General features: G+C 52.8%; 14 protein-coding genes and 1 riboswitch. Of the genes, 10 read left to right on the forward strand and 4 right to left on the reverse strand.

What is annotated here, in order from left to right; all coding sequences use genetic code 11:
- Positions 1-2: 2 nt before the first annotated feature.
- Positions 3-1,289 (reverse strand): maltoporin, encoded by a 1,287-nt coding sequence (locus tag KO1_RS22745; protein ID WP_004109566.1) that lies wholly within the window; start codon positions 1,287-1,289, stop codon positions 3-5.
- A 98-nt stretch (positions 1,290-1,387) separates the two neighbouring features.
- Positions 1,388-2,497, reverse strand: a complete 1,110-nt coding sequence (gene malK / locus KO1_RS22750; protein WP_004097762.1) for a maltose/maltodextrin ABC transporter ATP-binding protein MalK — start codon at positions 2,495-2,497, stop codon at positions 1,388-1,390.
- A 370-nt stretch (positions 2,498-2,867) separates the two neighbouring features.
- Between malK and malE the strand changes: the two genes are divergently transcribed.
- From malE to xylE, 4 genes are all read left to right on the forward strand, one after another.
- Positions 2,868-4,058: a maltose/maltodextrin ABC transporter substrate-binding protein MalE gene (malE, locus tag KO1_RS22755; RefSeq protein ID WP_004109568.1), complete on the forward strand. Its 1,191-nt coding sequence runs from the start codon at positions 2,868-2,870 to the stop codon at positions 4,056-4,058.
- A 186-nt stretch (positions 4,059-4,244) separates the two neighbouring features.
- Positions 4,245-5,789: a maltose ABC transporter permease MalF gene (gene malF / locus KO1_RS22760; protein WP_004109570.1), complete on the forward strand. Its 1,545-nt coding sequence runs from the start codon at positions 4,245-4,247 to the stop codon at positions 5,787-5,789.
- 156 nt (positions 5,790-5,945) lie between these two features.
- Positions 5,946-6,836, forward strand: a complete 891-nt coding sequence (gene malG, locus KO1_RS22765; protein WP_004109572.1) for a maltose ABC transporter permease MalG — start codon at positions 5,946-5,948, stop codon at positions 6,834-6,836.
- A gap of 711 nt (positions 6,837-7,547) precedes the next feature.
- On the forward strand, positions 7,548-9,023 hold the full coding sequence (gene xylE / locus KO1_RS22770) for a D-xylose transporter XylE (RefSeq protein WP_064407118.1): 1,476 nt from the start codon (positions 7,548-7,550) through the stop codon (positions 9,021-9,023).
- Between the two features lie 41 nt (positions 9,024-9,064).
- On the opposite strand, the gene psiE is transcribed toward xylE, so the two are convergent.
- The gene (psiE, locus tag KO1_RS22775) at positions 9,065-9,475 is read right to left on the reverse strand and encodes a phosphate-starvation-inducible protein PsiE (protein ID WP_004097754.1); all 411 of its coding nucleotides are present in this window, start codon (positions 9,473-9,475) and stop codon (positions 9,065-9,067) included.
- 377 nt (positions 9,476-9,852) lie between these two features.
- Here psiE and KO1_RS22780 point away from each other — a divergent pair, with 377 nt between their 5' ends.
- From KO1_RS22780 to KO1_RS22805, 6 genes are all read left to right on the forward strand, one after another.
- Positions 9,853-11,130 carry an L-cysteine desulfidase family protein gene (locus KO1_RS22780; protein WP_064407120.1) on the forward strand — a complete coding sequence of 426 codons (1,278 nt, stop codon included), beginning with the start codon at positions 9,853-9,855 and terminating at the stop codon, positions 11,128-11,130.
- Positions 11,131-11,195: 65 nt separating this feature from the next.
- A complete protein-coding gene (locus KO1_RS22785) occupies positions 11,196-11,933 on the forward strand; it encodes an AzlC family ABC transporter permease (protein ID WP_004109581.1) in 738 nt (245 codons plus the stop codon).
- Positions 11,926-12,246, forward strand: a complete 321-nt coding sequence (locus KO1_RS22790) for an AzlD domain-containing protein (protein ID WP_004109584.1) — start codon at positions 11,926-11,928, stop codon at positions 12,244-12,246. Before KO1_RS22785 ends, KO1_RS22790 begins: the two co-directional genes overlap by 8 nt.
- Before the next feature lie 25 nt (positions 12,247-12,271).
- Positions 12,272-12,649 (forward strand): Rid family detoxifying hydrolase, encoded by a 378-nt coding sequence (locus KO1_RS22795; protein ID WP_004109587.1) that lies wholly within the window; start codon positions 12,272-12,274, stop codon positions 12,647-12,649.
- 109 nt (positions 12,650-12,758) lie between these two features.
- The gene (locus KO1_RS22800) at positions 12,759-13,268 is read left to right on the forward strand and encodes a GNAT family N-acetyltransferase (protein WP_004109593.1); all 510 of its coding nucleotides are present in this window, start codon (positions 12,759-12,761) and stop codon (positions 13,266-13,268) included.
- An 8-nt stretch (positions 13,269-13,276) separates the two neighbouring features.
- Positions 13,277-13,732 carry an acyltransferase gene (locus KO1_RS22805; protein WP_023320168.1) on the forward strand — a complete coding sequence of 152 codons (456 nt, stop codon included), beginning with the start codon at positions 13,277-13,279 and terminating at the stop codon, positions 13,730-13,732.
- Between the two features lie 43 nt (positions 13,733-13,775).
- On the opposite strand, the gene pgi is transcribed toward KO1_RS22805, so the two are convergent.
- Entirely contained in the window at positions 13,776-15,425 is a 1,650-nt protein-coding gene (gene pgi / locus KO1_RS22810) for a glucose-6-phosphate isomerase (protein WP_023329122.1), read from the reverse strand.
- Positions 15,426-15,777: 352 nt separating this feature from the next.
- A riboswitch (Lysine riboswitch) is annotated at positions 15,778-16,011 on the forward strand.
- Positions 16,012-16,135 lie beyond the last annotated feature (124 nt).

The raw sequence follows: 16,135 nt of genomic DNA on the forward strand, positions 1-16,135 counted from the left end.
GATTACCACCAGATTTCCATCTGGGCACCGAAGGTCCACTCGTCGCTATCGCCACGGCTAAAGGTTTTAGCACTGGTGTCGTTATACGCTACGCCGCTATCGTTATAGCCCCATTTCTCATCCCATTTGGCGTACGTTGCGAATACGCGGATTGCCGGACGGGACCAGATGCTGTCACCAGCCTGCCACTGCTGGGCCAGGGTCACTTTATACTGGCTGTTACGATCGCTGGTGCGTTGAGATTTGACGTTGTCGTAGCCGATTTCCATCAGGGTGCTCATGATAGGCGTCCACTTGTACATTGGACGAACGCCGACGGTCCACCACTGGGTACCATTGTTGTTGTCGCGGTCGATATCCTGGTACATACCGACGTACATCAGATCCCAGCTATCGCCGAGAGAGATCGCACCGTGGTCCAGCACGCGCCACATAGATCCATCGTTATTAATGCTGCCACCCTGCGGAACACCTTTACCGCTGGAGGTCATAGAGTCAGTTGCATACTGCAGAACAAATTTGTTAAAGCCTTTCAGCATGCTCTGAGTATGCTCAGCGGTAAGCATCCAGCCGTCTTTGGAAGCGCCCGGCTGCAGAGAATAATCATCAGGGATGTTAGTGTGGCCGTAGTCAACGCCCAGCTCCAGCGTGCCGCCTGGGTTAGTTTCCAGACCGGCTAAACGCACGTCGAATACATCGTTCGGCACGATATTGTCGTAAACGCGATTACCGAACTGGTCGCGATCGGCGAAGGTACCGGAGCCGCCGGATTCAGAAGAACGCGTTGCTGCCAGAGAGAGTTTACCGAAGCCCAGATCGATGTTTTCAATACCCGCACCAGGACCAGAAATATCCCAGTAGTAGAAGTCGATCATATGAACGTCATGACGCTGGTAGAAGCGCTTACCGGCCCAGATGGTGGAACCTGGCAACCATTCGATCAGGTTTTTACCCTGCACGTTAGCTTCACGGAATGCCGGACTGGTGGATTCCCAGTCGTTCTGCTGCGACACAGAGTAGGCGACGTTAGTATCGAAGTAGAAGCTCTTATCACCTTCTTTCCAGACTTCCTGGCCCAGTTTCAGTTCCGCATAGGTTTCACATTCGTTACCAAGACGGTATTTGCTTTGAGCACCGGTTGCCTGGAAGCACTGTTGCTCACCGCCGCTGCCGGTCCAGCCGATACCAGAACGAGCATAGCCGTGGAAATCAACGGCCAGCGCCTGAGCAGACATAACGCCTGCCGCAACGGCGACCGCCAGTGGAAGTTTGCGCAGAGTAATCATCATTCTATCTCCTGAGATCATTGCTTTTCTTTGAACGCTTCGCCTGTTGTTGCGCCTGTTTATCGACGCTGCAGGGTGCACGTTTTTTTTAATGGGAAGCCTTACACGCCCGGCTCTTTATGCAGCCGACGACAAGCGGTGCCATCCTCACGGAATAAATGGCAACGCTCCGGCGGCAAACCGATGGCGAATGTGGCTCCCTCTTCTACCAGCACCACGTCGTTCTGGCGGTAAACCAGGTTCTGACGGATGGATGGGATCTGAATATGAATTTGCGTTTCGTGGCCGAGCTGTTCGACCACCTGGACTTCACCTTCGAGGGTGACGTCGGCAATATCGCTGGGCAGCAGATGCTCCGGACGGATACCTAAAGACATGTTGGCGCCAACCTGAACGCGGGCGCTGTCCACCGGCAGCCAGACCTGCTGGCGGTTCGGCAGCTCCACCTGCACCTGCTCAATAGCGGTAGCGGTGACTTTGACCGGCAGGAAATTCATCTTCGGCGAGCCAATAAAGCCCGCGACGAAACGGTCCGCCGGGTAGTGATAGAGTTCGAGAGGCTTCCCGACCTGCGCGACGCGACCGGCATCCAGCACCACAATCTTGTCGGCCAGCGTCATCGCTTCGACCTGGTCGTGGGTCACGTAAATCATCGTGCGGCCAAGGCGTTTATGCAGACGGGATATTTCAATACGCATCTGTACGCGCAGCGCGGCGTCAAGGTTTGAGAGCGGTTCATCCAGCAGGAAAACGCGCGGTTCAGCCACCAGGGTACGACCAATCGCCACGCGCTGGCGCTGGCCGCCAGAAAGCGCTTTCGGTTTACGTTCCAGCAGATGGGCAAGCTGCAGAACTTCCGCCACCTGGGTCACGCGCTGGTTGATCAGTTCTTTTTTGGCGCCGGCCAGCTTAAGGCCGAAAGACATGTTTTCCGCGACGGAAAGGTGGGGGTAAAGCGCATAAGATTGAAACACCATCCCGATACCGCGCTCGGCGGGCGGAACATCATTCATTCGGGTATCGCCAATCAGCAGATCGCCGCTGGTCACCGTTTCCAGCCCGGCAATCATACGCAGCAGGGTGGATTTGCCGCAGCCTGATGGCCCAACAAACACGACGAACTCCCCATCCTGGATTTCGAGATTAATATCTTTCGATACCACCACGTCACCCCAGGCTTTCGTTACATTTCGCAGCTGTACGCTCGCCATGCCCTTCTCCCTTCGTTACAACCTGTCACTTAACGACACATTCAAGATGGGCTGACTATGCGGCATTCATAAGTGGGGTAAATCCTCCACCCCCCGGCTTTTTTATGGGGGAGGAGGCGGGAGGATGAGAGATGACGTCTCGCCGCCGGGGGGGACGGGCGGATGCCGATTTCGTGATGTCGCCTGCAAAATTGGCCGCCTTTTTATGTGCGCCAGGACTCATAACCGGCATTTCTGCAATGGAGATCACACAAACGGAGGATGGGGCGTAGACATGGGGAGGATGGAAAGAGGTTGTTAAAAAAGGAAACTCATCATCGTTAAGCCACTCAAGTGTATCCACGAGCACATCACCAAATAGGACGGGTATATGAAAATCAAAACTGGCGCTCGCATCCTCGCGCTGTCTGCATTGACCACGATGATGTTTTCCGCCTCTGCCCTCGCAAAAATTGAAGAAGGTAAGCTGGTTATCTGGATTAACGGCGACAAAGGCTACAACGGCCTCGCTGAAGTGGGTAAAAAGTTTGAGAAAGACACCGGCATCAAAGTCTCCGTAGAACATCCGGACAAGCTGGAAGAGAAGTTCCCGCAGGTTGCCGCGACCGGCGACGGCCCCGACATCATTTTCTGGGCTCACGACCGCTTCGGCGGCTACGCACAGTCCGGTCTGCTGGCGGAAATCACCCCGGATAAAGCTTTCCAGGACAAACTCTATCCGTTCACCTGGGATGCGGTTCGCTACAACGGCAAGCTGATTGCCTACCCGGTTGCCGTTGAAGCGCTGTCGCTGATCTATAACAAAGACCTGGTAGCGAACCCGCCGAAAACCTGGGAAGAGATCCCGGCGCTGGATAAAGAACTGAAAGCGAAAGGTAAGAGCGCGCTGATGTTCAACCTGCAAGAACCGTACTTCACCTGGCCGCTGATTGCTGCCGACGGCGGTTACGCGTTCAAGTTTGAAAACGGTAAGTACGACGTGAAAGACGTGGGCGTAGATAGCGCTGGCGCGAAAGCGGGCCTGACCTTCCTGGTCGACCTGATCAAGAACAAACATATGAACGCCGACACCGACTACTCCATCGCGGAAGCGGCCTTCAACAAAGGCGAAACTGCGATGACCATCAACGGTCCGTGGGCGTGGTCTAACATCGATAAGAGCAAGGTTAACTACGGCGTTACCCTGCTGCCAACCTTTAAAGGTAATGCGTCCAAGCCGTTCGTTGGCGTACTCAGCGCCGGTATTAACGCCGCCAGCCCGAACAAAGAACTGGCGAAAGAGTTCCTCGAAAACTATCTGATGACCGACCAGGGTCTGGATGAAGTTAACAAGGACAAACCGCTGGGCGCGGTTGCGCTGAAATCCTTCCAGGAAAAACTGGAAAAAGATCCGCGTATCGCCGCCACCATGGCTAACGCCCAGAAAGGTGAAATCATGCCGAACATCCCGCAGATGTCCGCCTTCTGGTATGCCGTTCGTACCGCAGTTATCAACGCCGCTAGCGGTCGCCAGACCGTCGATGCCGCCCTGAAAGACGCGCAGGCTCGTATCACCAAGTAATACGGTTTCCCTTATTCCTTAGGGAGTAAGGTTTGTTGAATACGTTGTTACACGAAATCTTTCGCGCTACATCGAGGCGGCAAGGATGCAAATCCCCAGGCGCTTACATCCGTAAGTGACTGGGATGCGTATCCGCAGCCAACAAAGAGGTAGCGCGAAGGATAAAGTGTAAAGAGGATGATCCCCATGGATGTCGTGAAAAAGAAACACTGGTGGCAAAGTCCGCAGCTCACATGGTCTGTGATCGGCTTGCTGTGCCTGCTGGTGGGTTACCTTGTTGTTTTGATGTACGCCCAGGGGGAGTACCTGTTTGCCATCATGACGCTGATTTTAAGCTCGGTTGGCCTGTATATTTTTTCCAATCGCAAGGCCTATGCCTGGCGCTATGTTTACCCGGGTCTCGCTGGGATGGGGCTGTTCGTCCTGTTCCCGCTGATCTGCACTATCGCTATCGCTTTCACCAACTACAGCAGTACTAACCAGCTTACCTTTGAACGCGCCCAACAGGTGCTGATGGACCGTTCCTTCCAGGCGGGTAAATCCTACAACTTCGCGCTTTATCCGGCGGGAGATGAGTGGAAGCTGGCGCTGACCGATGGCGAGAGCGGCAAAAACTATCTTTCCGACGCTTTTAAATTCGGCGGCGAACAGAAGCTGGCGTTAAAAGAGGCTGATGCCCTGCCGGAAGGCGAACGCGCCACCCTGCGCGTGATTACGCAAAACCGCACCGCCCTGAACCAGCTGACCGCCGTCCTGCCGGATGAGAGCAAAGTCATTATGAGCTCCCTGCGTCAGTTCTCCGGCACCCAGCCGCTGTACGCGCTGGCCAATGACGGTACGCTGACCAACAACCAGAGCGGCGTGAAATATCGGCCGAACGCCGAGGTCGGTTTCTATCAGGCGATTAACGCCGACGGCAGCTGGGGCAGCGAAAAGCTCAGCCCGGGCTACACCGTGACCATCGGCTGGGATAACTTCACCCGCGTGTTCCAGGATGAAGGTATCCAGAAACCGTTCTTCGCGATTTTCGTCTGGACGGTGGTCTTCTCTGTTCTGACCGTGATTCTCACCGTTGCGGTCGGCATGGTGCTCGCCTGTCTCGTCCAGTGGGAAGCCCTGAAAGGCAAAGCGATTTATCGCGTACTGCTGATTCTGCCTTATGCCGTACCGTCGTTTATCTCAATTCTGATCTTCAAAGGGCTGTTCAACCAGAGCTTTGGTGAGATCAACATGATGCTCAGCGCGCTGTTCGGCATCAAGCCGGCCTGGTTTAGCGACCCGACTACCGCGCGCACCATGATTATCATCGTCAACACCTGGCTGGGCTATCCGTACATGATGATCCTGTGCATGGGCCTGCTGAAAGCGATTCCTGACGATTTATATGAAGCCTCGGCAATGGATGGCGCCACGCCGTTCCAGAACTTCTTCAAAATTACGCTGCCGCTGCTGATCAAGCCGCTGACGCCGCTGATGATCGCCAGCTTCGCCTTTAACTTTAACAACTTCGTGCTGATTCAGCTGTTGACCAACGGCGGGCCGGACCGGCTCGGCACCACCACGCCGGCGGGCTACACCGACCTTTTGGTGAGCTATACCTATCGCATCGCCTTTGAAGGCGGCGGCGGGCAGGACTTCGGCCTCGCGGCGGCTATCGCCACGCTGATCTTCCTGCTGGTAGGCGCCCTGGCGATTGTTAACCTGAAAGCCACACGTATGAAGTTCGATTAATTGGAATAACCAGGCGTCATTGGCGCGGGCAGTTTGAGCTCGGCCAGCCCGCAAGAACCGGAGCGTACACGTAGTACGTGAGGATTCTGAGCACTGCCCGAGTTCAAAATGACAAGCAAAATAGCCTGGAGCGGTATCAAGGGGAGTAAAAATATTATGGCTATGGTTCAACCCAAATCTCAGAAGCTGCGTTTATTAACAACGCACCTTCTGCTGCTGATTTTTATCGCGGCGATTATGTTCCCGCTGCTGATGGTCATCGCTATCTCGCTGCGCGAAGGGAACTTCGCCACCGGTAGCCTGATTCCCGAAAGTATCTCCTGGGAGCACTGGCGGCTGGCGTTAGGCTTCAGCGTCGAACACGCTGACGGCCGCGTCACGCCGCCCCCCTTCCCGGTTCTCCTGTGGCTGTGGAACTCCATCAAGGTGGCCGGCATTACCGCCATTGGCATCGTCGCGCTCTCTACAACCTGCGCTTACGCTTTTGCCCGTATGCGCTTCCCGGGTAAAGCCACGCTGCTTAAAGGAATGCTGATTTTCCAGATGTTCCCCGCGGTTCTGTCGCTGGTCGCGCTGTATGCCCTGTTTGACCGTCTCGGCCAGTACGTACCGTTCGTTGGACTGAATACCCACGGCGGCGTGATCTTCGCCTATATGGGCGGTATCGCGCTGCACGTCTGGACAATCAAAGGCTACTTCGAAACCATCGACGGCTCGCTGGAAGAAGCGGCGGCGCTGGACGGCGCGACGCCATGGCAGGCTTTCCGCCTGGTGCTGCTCCCGCTATCGGTACCGATTCTGGCGGTGGTGTTTATTCTGTCGTTCATCGCCGCGATTACCGAAGTGCCGGTGGCCTCTCTGCTGCTGCGCGATGTGAACAGCTATACCCTTGCGGTCGGAATGCAACAGTATCTCAACCCGCAGAACTATCTGTGGGGCGACTTTGCCGCCGCGGCGGTGCTCTCCGCCATTCCGATTACCGTAGTGTTCCTGCTGGCCCAGCGCTGGTTGGTTAACGGCCTGACCGCAGGAGGAGTGAAAGGTTAATTTTCATCGTTAGATACTCTAATTAATTCGAGTTGTCGAAAGGCGACAAGCCCGATAATCCCCAGCAGCATAGGTAACTATGTGACTGGGGTGAGCGGGTGCAGTCAACGCATCAGCAACTTGAAGTATGACGAGTATACCCGCCCCAAATTTCAGAGGAGGGATGACGGTTTCGCGGTAATGCACGACCCCAACCGGGCATTACCGCCGTCGCCCTCAGCTGAAAAAGTAAGGCAAATGCCACTGCTATCCTCAACTGGACCCTACATAAATTCTATTTGTGACTGTTGGTCAGCGGCCCTGGAGGCCGCTTTTTTTTATTCGCGTTTCAGGTACCCGACGTCTCGCAATGAAACTCCCCCTTGCGCGAAAGTCCAGAAGTTCGCAGGCAAAGTGCTGAGCGTTAGCCACCCGCAGCGCCTTGATGCAGCGGCACCCACCCACCAACGTCTCTTCCGAAGAGAGATAGTCTGCCACTCTTTTAAAGAAATTTATTATGTTATTTTGCATTTAGGTTACGATTATTTTCTTTTGCGCGATTCATCACTGCAATTTCATTTACCGCTGTTCTTTTAACAATTAAATAGAGTTGAGATCACATAAAGAATATAACGTAATTGCAATATTAAATTTGATAATTGCCATCCCCGGGTGATGAATACACCATCATTATTACCGATAAGAAGAAATGTGTATTTAAGGCTGGTCAGGATGAATACCCAATATAATTCAAGCTATATCTTTTCGATTACGTTAGTCGCCACGTTAGGAGGACTATTATTTGGCTACGATACCGCAGTCATCTCCGGTACGGTAGAATCCTTAAACACTGTTTTTGTGGCTCCGCAAAATCTGAGTGAATCTGCCGCCAACTCATTGCTGGGCTTCTGCGTTGCCAGCGCCTTGATTGGCTGCATCATTGGAGGAGCGCTTGGCGGCTATTGTAGTAACCGTTTTGGCCGCCGGGATTCGCTAAAAATTGCCGCGCTTCTGTTTTTTATCTCCGGTATCGGTTCGGCATGGCCTGAATTAGGTTTTACCCCGATAAATCCTGATAACGCGGTGCCAGTTTATTTAGCCGGATATGTACCACAATTCGTTATTTACCGCATTATTGGAGGCATTGGCGTAGGTTTAGCATCAATGCTTTCACCGATGTATATTGCGGAACTGGCGCCGGCAAGCATACGAGGAAAACTGGTTTCCTTTAACCAGTTCGCGATTATTTTTGGGCAGCTATTGGTTTACTGCGTTAACTATTTCATTGCAAAATCAGGTGATGCTAGCTGGCTGAATACCAATGGTTGGCGATATATGTTTGCCTCAGAATGCATTCCCGCACTGCTGTTTTTAGGGCTACTGTATACCGTACCGGAAAGCCCGCGCTGGCTGATGGCGCAGGGCAAACAGGAACAGGCGGAGGGTATTCTGCGCAAAATTATGGGCAGCAAGCTCGCCGTCCAGGCAATGCAGGAGATCAATCTGTCACTGGAAAATGGCCGTAAAACGGGCGGTCGTCTGCTGATGTTTGGCGCAGGCGTCATTACTATCGGCGTTATGCTGTCTATATTCCAGCAGTTTGTCGGCATCAACGTCGTGCTCTACTACGCTCCGGAAGTCTTCAAAACGCTGGGAGCCAGCACTGATGTCGCCCTGCTGCAGACCATTATCGTGGGCGTTATCAACCTGACTTTCACCGTTCTGGCCATCATGACGGTTGATAAATTTGGCCGCAAGCCGCTGCAAATTATTGGCGCACTCGGGATGGCGCTTGGCATGTTCAGCCTCGGCACCGCCTTTTATACTCAAGCATCCGGTTTGGTGGCGCTGCTGTCGATGCTGCTTTACGTCGCCGCATTTGCCATGTCCTGGGGCCCGGTTTGCTGGGTGCTGCTGGCAGAAATCTTCCCTAACGCGATTCGCGGCAAAGCTCTCGCCATTGCGGTTGCCGCGCAGTGGCTGGCGAACTACTTTGTCTCCTGGACCTTCCCGATGATGGATAAAAACTCCTGGCTGGTTGCCCATTTTCACAACGGTTTTTCCTACTGGATTTACGGTTGTATGGGAATTCTGGCGGCGATGTTTATGTGGAAATTTGTGCCGGAAACGAAAGGCAAGACGCTGGAAGAACTCGAAGAGCTGTGGGCACCCGCAGAAGAGAAAACGCTTCAGGCCTCTATCAGATAATAACCACAGCACGCCGCTACCGGAAGCGGCGTGCTGTCTGTTTACTCGCGTTTCAGTCGGTTGGAGTTACACAGCCAGAGCGTAATCACCAGAATCAGGATCGCGGCGGAGTAAATCAGCACCGCCATGGGCGACTCATGATCGATGATAATCAGGCGTACGATGGCGGTGATGCCGATATAAACAAAGTAGCGTAGCGGGAAGTGAAATCCCGATTCAAAGTACTTCACAATCAGCGCGATAAACTCGAAATAGAGGAAGTAGACCACCAGCCCTTCCACCAGCTTGTATTTACTGACAGGTTCAGGGGTAAACAGGACGTGCGCCAAATGCAACGTCTCTTTACCGAGGAATACGATCAGAATGACCCCCAGGCACAGCAGGCCAAGATTCAAAACGGTTTGCATGGCGGTTGCAATAAAACTCACCAACGGACGATAAACCGGCGGCATAGGTACTCCTCATCATCATGATTTACTGTGACCTGTATAACGCAAAAGTGTGATCCAGATCTACATTTGTTGCCCCCTTCTCCCCACTGCCCGCCTTGCTCGTATACGACGAAATACGTAAAAAGAGAAAATCTTACTTTCGTCATCGCTGTGAGGCGGTTAACTAAATCCCTTTTTATGTTCAAAAAACAGAATATAAATACTCGGTAAATCAGTTAATTAACCATAATAAGATCACAGTTTTACATTCTTTTAATAAGCGAAAATTTTTCTCTTTAATGCATAAATAACAGGGTTATTAGAGTAAGTTTTTCCTTCAGAATTATCTTAGGATACTCGCCAGTTAATAACCCACAATTAGCGGATTGATTTAAAATATGATTAATGAACGCGCATCCATTTTTATAAAATGGCTAAAACAAGAAGTGGCTCCGGCATTAGGTTGTACCGAACCCGTCGCTATTTCTTTTACTACCGCTTACGCTGCGAAACATTTAGATACGGCCTGTCAAAGTATTAACGGTTTTATTTCTGCGAATCTGTACAAAAACGCGACGGGCGTAACTATTCCAGGAACATCCGTTAGCGGTGTCGCGCTTGCCGCCGCCATTGGCGCTTTTGGCGGCGATGCCGATAAGGGTTTAAAAACGCTGGAGGGGATTACCCAGCAGCATGTCGAATTAGCGCAAAAGCTAATCGCCGATGGCCAGGTTAATATTCGCGTGGAAGATACTCCCGATTTTATCCATCTGGATCTGACCCTGACCGGTGGCGAAAAGAGCTGCCGCGTGGTAGTTAAAGGCACGCATACCAATATCGTTGAACTTTATATTAATGGCGAAGCGCAGGCTTTGGCTAATAAACAGAATACGGTAACGCAGCAGGAAGCGTTAGAAACCTTTTCGCTTGTCGAAGCCTTCAATTTTATAAGCGAAGTCGATTTTGCCGACATCGAATTTATTCTCGAAGCCGCCCGCCTCAATTCGGCGCTGGCAAATGAAGGCAAGAGCAAGAAATATGGTTTAAACATCAATGGTACCTTCTCTGATGCAGTAAAAAAGGGTCTGCTCAGCAACGACCTGCTCAGTAAAGTCATCATCAATACCGTCGCCGCATCCGACGCGCGGATGGGCGGCGCTCCCGTCGTCGCCATGTCAAACTTTGGTTCCGGTAACCAGGGTATCGCCGCTACCATGCCGGTAGTGACGGTCGCGGAGCATCTTAATGCCGATGAAGAGACGCTCGCACGGGCGCTCGCGCTCTCCCACCTGACCGCGATATCGATCCACTCCCGCTATACGCGTCTGTCCGCGCTATGCGCGGCGTCTACGGCAGCAATGGGAGCAGCTGCCGGGATGGCGTGGCTATTTACTCGCGATATGGAAACCATTAACACCGCGATTATTAATATGGTCAGTGATATTACCGGTATGATTTGTGACGGCGCTTCTAATAGCTGCGCGATGAAAGTTTCATCCGTCGTGTCCAGCGCATTTAAGGCTGTATTGATGGCCATGCAAAATAGCTGCGCAAGCTCTAATGATGGGATCGTTTGCGCTGACGTTGAGCAAACGATTAATAATCTCTGTCGTCTGGTTGTTAAGCCCATGGTCTATACCGACAAAGAAATTATCAACATCATGGTTGCTAAATAATCATTAACTAATCTTTCCACGTACCTTACATAAATAATTAATTTCTTAAATAACAGATATTGCTTATGAACAAAAAAGTTATCCTACGGGGCGCCAGCGCCATTCTTCCCTTGTGTATCGGCGACTTTCCCTTTTCATTTATCGTCGGCGCGCTAAGCGTGAGCGCCGGAATGAGCGTCTGGCAAAGTACGGTCTGGTCCACCATTGTTATTGCGGGTTCAGCACAAATGCTGGCGTTGAATATGCTCAAAACCGGGGCGAGCCTCGGGGTAATTATATTCACCACGCTGATTATTAATCTCCGTCATATACTTTACAGCGCATCAATTTCCAGTACCGTACGCGAGGCGTCCTTTTTTAAAAAATGCTTTATGGCCTATGCTCTGACCGATGAGGTGTACGCCACGACGGTGAAAGAGATGGAGGAGAATAAAAAGGATAAATATCTGTTCTACTCTTCAGCCATGCTGACATTTTGGTTCGCCTGGGTTTTAGCCGATTTCCTTGGCGCTCTGGTTGGCGCCTCATTTCCACATATTGAAAAATACGGTCTGGACTTCGCGATGGTCGCCGCCTTTATCGCCATCGTCGTTCCGCAAATCAAGAGCCAGGCCTGTACCGTCGCCGCCATTGTGGCTGCCGTATCCGGCGTACTTTTGGTCGTGCTGCCCTATTCGTTAGGCATTGTCGTCGCATCCGTATTGGGCGTAATGGCGGGCCTGAGCGTCGATCTCGCCGAAGAGCGTAAACAAGCGCAGGCCGCCGCTAAACTCTCTCTCGAAGGAGCGCTGGAAAATGAGTAATAGCTTTTTTATCGCCCTGACGCTGGGTATGGCCGCCGTGACCTTTCTTATTCGCTTCTCGTTCATTGGTCTCGCCGGGAAAATCCAGATGTCGAACCGGGTCAGCAAAACGCTGCGCTTTGTGCCGGTGACTGTTCTGCCAGCCATCATCACGATTCAGATCCTGAGCGTGAACTCCAGCATGGAGTTTGATTTAAAAAACCCGAAAGTCATCGCCGCGATTATCTGCACGCTTGCCAGCTTCCGACTGGGGCTGGTCTGGGTCGTCGTCAGCGGCGTTGGTTCACTGGTTTTACTTAACTATTTCATGTAACCACTTATCAAGAGGAATCAACAGAATGATTATTTCCACCGCGTCCGCGCCTGCCGCCATCGGTCCGTATGTTCAGGGGGTAAACCTGGGTACCATGACGATGACCTCAGGGCAGCTCCCGGTTAATGCGCAAGATGGCACCATGTCTGACGACATCGCTGTGCAAACGCGCCAGTCGCTGGAAAACGTTAAGGCTATCGTGGAAGCGGCGGGCTTGCAGGTGAAAAATATTGTTAAGACGATGGTTTTCGTCAAGGATCTGAACGATTTTGCCACCATCAACGCGGTCTATGAAGCGTTCTTCGTTGAACACAACGCGGCGTTTCCAGCCCGCTCCTGCGTTGAGGTCGCCAGACTGCCTAAAGATGCGGGTATTGAAATCGAGGCCATCGCCGTCGCCTGATCCCCAGCCGGAGGCTCTCCTCCGGCATCTTCTCCTCCCCCACTTTTGAGGTTTACCCGCAGCGAACTTTACGGGCAAAATATCGCCACTTCTTTGCGAGGAACGCAGAATGCTAAAGATTCGTCTTGCACGTCCGGAAGATGCGGCTTTACTCAACGATATGGCGAATGCCAGCTATCGTCATCACTTTACCCACCTCTGGCATAACGCCGATGAAATGGAGCGCTACCTGCAGCAAGAGTATGCCGTGGCCTCACTGGAGCGCAGCCTGGCCGATACGCAGTGCTGCTGGTTAATTGCTGAGGCAGAGGAGCCAATCGGCTTTGCTAAATACGCCTGCCGCCAGGACATCAACCCCGAAGGTCCAACCGGTACGCTATTGCATAAGCTCTATCTGTTACCTGCAACAACGGGCCATCGCTATGGCGAGCAGCTTTTTCACGCCGTCGAGAAGCGAGCAAAAGTTGCCGGTGAACGCTGGCTCTGGCTGGAGGTGCTCGCCGCGAATACCCGCGCCCGCCGTTTTTATGAACGTCAGGGAATGCAGCACGTAAAAGATGTCATCTTTCATTCTGCGACCCAGCAAAGCACATTACACATTTTGGCTAAACCGATCTGAGAGGCAGCATGCATACCCTTCGTGAAACCGCCATTCGCAACGTCGCCAGCGGCGAAAACGTGGTGATTTACCAGCCCGCCAACCTCTATGACTGCACGCTAGGCGATAACGTCTTCGTCGGCCCCTTCGTTGAAATCCAGGGCCATACCCGCGTTGGCAGCGACAGCAAAATTCAGTCCCATACCTTTATCTGCGAGTACGTGACCATCGGCGAACGCTGTTTTATCGGCCACGGCGTGATGTTCGCTAACGATATGTTCCGCGACGGCAAGCCCAACGCCGACCGCGAAAGCTGGGGAAGAATCATCATTGGCAACGATGTGTCTATCGGCAGCGGCGCAACCATTCTGGCGGTCAGCATTTGCGATGGCGTCGTGATTGGCGCGGGCAGCGTGGTGACAAAATCCATTACAGAGAAAGGCGTGTGGGCAGGAAACCCGGCAAAACTGCTGCGGCGGCTATAAAAAATGCCGGCCACCTGGGCCGGCATTGACAACGTTTTAGCGATTATGCGCGCCAGGATTTATAGCGGTTAATCAGGCCGTTAGTGGAGCTGTCGTGGCTGCTGACTTCAGAACCATCCTTCAGCTCCGGCAGGATGCGGTTCGCCAGCTGTTTGCCCAGCTCAACGCCCCACTGGTCGAAGGTGAAGATGTTCATAATCACGCCCTGGGTGAAAATCTTATGTTCATACAGGGCAATCAGCGCGCCCAGACTGAACGGCGTGATTTCACGCAGCAGGATGGAGTTAGTCGGCCGGTTGCCTTCAAACACTTTGAACGGCACCACGTGTTCCAGCGTCGCGGGATCTTTACCCTGATCGCGATATTCCTGTTCAACCACTTCGCGGGGTTTACCAAACGCCAGCGCTTCGGTCTGCGCAAAGAAGTTAGACAGCAGCTTCGGATGATGGTCAGACAGCGGGTTATGCGTAATCGCCGGAGCGATAAAATCGCACGGCACCATTTTGGTCCCCTGGTGAATCAGCTGATAGAACGCGTGCTGACCGTTGGTGCCCGGCTCGCCCCAGATGATCGGGCCCGTCTGGTAATCCACGGCGTTGCCGTTACGGTCAACGTATTTACCGTTGGATTCCATGTTGCCCTGCTGGAAGTAGGCGGCAAAGCGGTGCATATACTGGTCGTACGGCAGAATCGCTTCGGTTTCAGCGCCGAAGAAGTTGTTGTACCAGATACCGATCAGCGCCAGCAGCACCGGCAGGTTTTTCTCAGCCGGCGTGGTGGAGAAGTGTTTGTCCATCGCGTGCGCGCCGGAGAGCAGCTCGACGAAGTTGTCGAAGCCCACGGACAGGATGATGGACAGGCCGATAGCAGACCACAGAGAGTAACGACCGCCAACCCAGTCCCAGAACTCAAACATATTGGCGGTATCAATACCGAATTCACCTACCGCTTTACCGTTGGTGGAGAGCGCGGCGAAGTGTTTCGCTACGTGTTTCTCATCGCCAGCGGTCGCCAGGAACCAGTCGCGCGCGCTGTGGGCGTTGGTCATGGTTTCCTGGGTGGTAAAGGTTTTCGACGCCACCAGGAACAGCGTGGTTTCCGGGTTCACCGTTTTCAGCACTTCGGCGATATGGGTACCATCGACGTTAGAAACAAAGTGCATATTCAGGTGATTTTTGTACGGACGCAGCGCTTCGGTCACCATGAACGGGCCAAGATCGGAGCCGCCGATACCGATGTTCACGACGTCGGTAATCGCTTTACCGGTGTAGCCTTTCCAGCTACCGGAGATAATAGCTTCAGAGAAGGTTTTCATCTTCTCAAGCACGGCGTTCACTTCCGGCATCACATCTTTGCCATCAACCAGAATCGGAGTATTGCTGCGGTTACGCAGCGCAACGTGCAGCACCGCGCGATCTTCCGTGCGGTTAATCTTCTCGCCGGAGAACATGGATTTAATGGCGTCAGCCAGGAAGGTCTCTTTGGCCAGATCCTGCAGTTTGGCCAGCGTCTCTTCGGTGATGCGGTTTTTGGAAAAATCCACCAGCATCAGATCGTCGAACGTGGCGGAGAATTTAGAGAAACGGTCGCTATCTTTCGCGAACAGATCCGCGATGGTAACGTCTTTCATTTCATCAAAGTGTTTCTGTAATGCCTGCCAGGCAGAGGTCTGCGTTGGGTTGATGTTTTTCATTAGCAATACTCTTCTGATTTGAGAATTGTGACTGCGGTCGATTGTAGCGCCGGTGACGAAAAATTGTGATGATTTTTATGTTATGCCGATGATACGCGTCAGAAATTGGGGCAATTTGAGGCAAAACGTCCCTGATAGTATAGACATCATAAGGCTTTTTTCTGTCAGCGACCCGCGCATGAAAAATCCGCATAACCCTGACGTTGACATACTTCGCCTGAACCCTTTATATAACGGCAGTACCTACATATACGTAGGTAGGTATGGATCGCGCATTTCACGCTACAGCGAAAGGGTATTGCAGGGGGGTATAATGTCCCGCGTCCCCCTGGCAAAGTGAAAGACGTCGGTAATTGCCAGAAGAGGTGCGTTGCCCAGGTAACCGTATTGGAGGAGCCAGTCCGGGGAAAATACGTGAGGGGGAGCAACGCCGAGGTGAATAAGCGTCTGGTTACGCTCATCACCGGCCACAGGGGCTGAATCCCCTGGGTTGTCACCAGAAACGTTCGCAGTCGGGCGTTTCATACTCGCCATCTGATGCGCTGCATCGGCAAGCGGGTCTACAAGGTGGAGCACTTCTGGGTGACATCGTAGTTTGTTTATCGCTCTGCGCCCACCCTGTTTTTCGCTCTTCCCTTGTGCCATGGCTGAATAATTTGGCCTGGCTTATTAAGACATTTTGTTGCAATCCGGCTGCGTCCAGCCCCGCC

Origin of the sequence: Klebsiella oxytoca NBRC 105695 (assembly GCF_001598695.1) — a bacterium.
Classification (GTDB): Bacteria; Pseudomonadota; Gammaproteobacteria; order Enterobacterales; family Enterobacteriaceae; genus Klebsiella; species Klebsiella oxytoca.

Coding starts and splice junctions, on each gene's coding strand:
- xylE (WP_064407118.1), top strand. CDS start 7,548: ATGAATACCCAATATAATTCAAGCTATATCTTTTCGATTACGTTAGTC.
- malG (WP_004109572.1), top strand. CDS start 5,946: ATGGCTATGGTTCAACCCAAATCTCAGAAGCTGCGTTTATTAACAACG.
- pgi (WP_023329122.1), bottom strand. CDS start 15,425: ATGAAAAACATCAACCCAACGCAGACCTCTGCCTGGCAGGCATTACAG.
- psiE (WP_004097754.1), bottom strand. CDS start 9,475: ATGCCGCCGGTTTATCGTCCGTTGGTGAGTTTTATTGCAACCGCCATG.
- KO1_RS22795 (WP_004109587.1), top strand. CDS start 12,272: ATGATTATTTCCACCGCGTCCGCGCCTGCCGCCATCGGTCCGTATGTT.
- KO1_RS22785 (WP_004109581.1), top strand. CDS start 11,196: ATGAACAAAAAAGTTATCCTACGGGGCGCCAGCGCCATTCTTCCCTTG.
- KO1_RS22745 (WP_004109566.1), bottom strand. CDS start 1,289: ATGATGATTACTCTGCGCAAACTTCCACTGGCGGTCGCCGTTGCGGCA.
- malE (WP_004109568.1), top strand. CDS start 2,868: ATGAAAATCAAAACTGGCGCTCGCATCCTCGCGCTGTCTGCATTGACC.
- KO1_RS22805 (WP_023320168.1), top strand. CDS start 13,277: ATGCATACCCTTCGTGAAACCGCCATTCGCAACGTCGCCAGCGGCGAA.
- malF (WP_004109570.1), top strand. CDS start 4,245: ATGGATGTCGTGAAAAAGAAACACTGGTGGCAAAGTCCGCAGCTCACA.
- malK (WP_004097762.1), bottom strand. CDS start 2,497: ATGGCGAGCGTACAGCTGCGAAATGTAACGAAAGCCTGGGGTGACGTG.
- KO1_RS22780 (WP_064407120.1), top strand. CDS start 9,853: ATGATTAATGAACGCGCATCCATTTTTATAAAATGGCTAAAACAAGAA.
- KO1_RS22800 (WP_004109593.1), top strand. CDS start 12,759: ATGCTAAAGATTCGTCTTGCACGTCCGGAAGATGCGGCTTTACTCAAC.
- KO1_RS22790 (WP_004109584.1), top strand. CDS start 11,926: ATGAGTAATAGCTTTTTTATCGCCCTGACGCTGGGTATGGCCGCCGTG.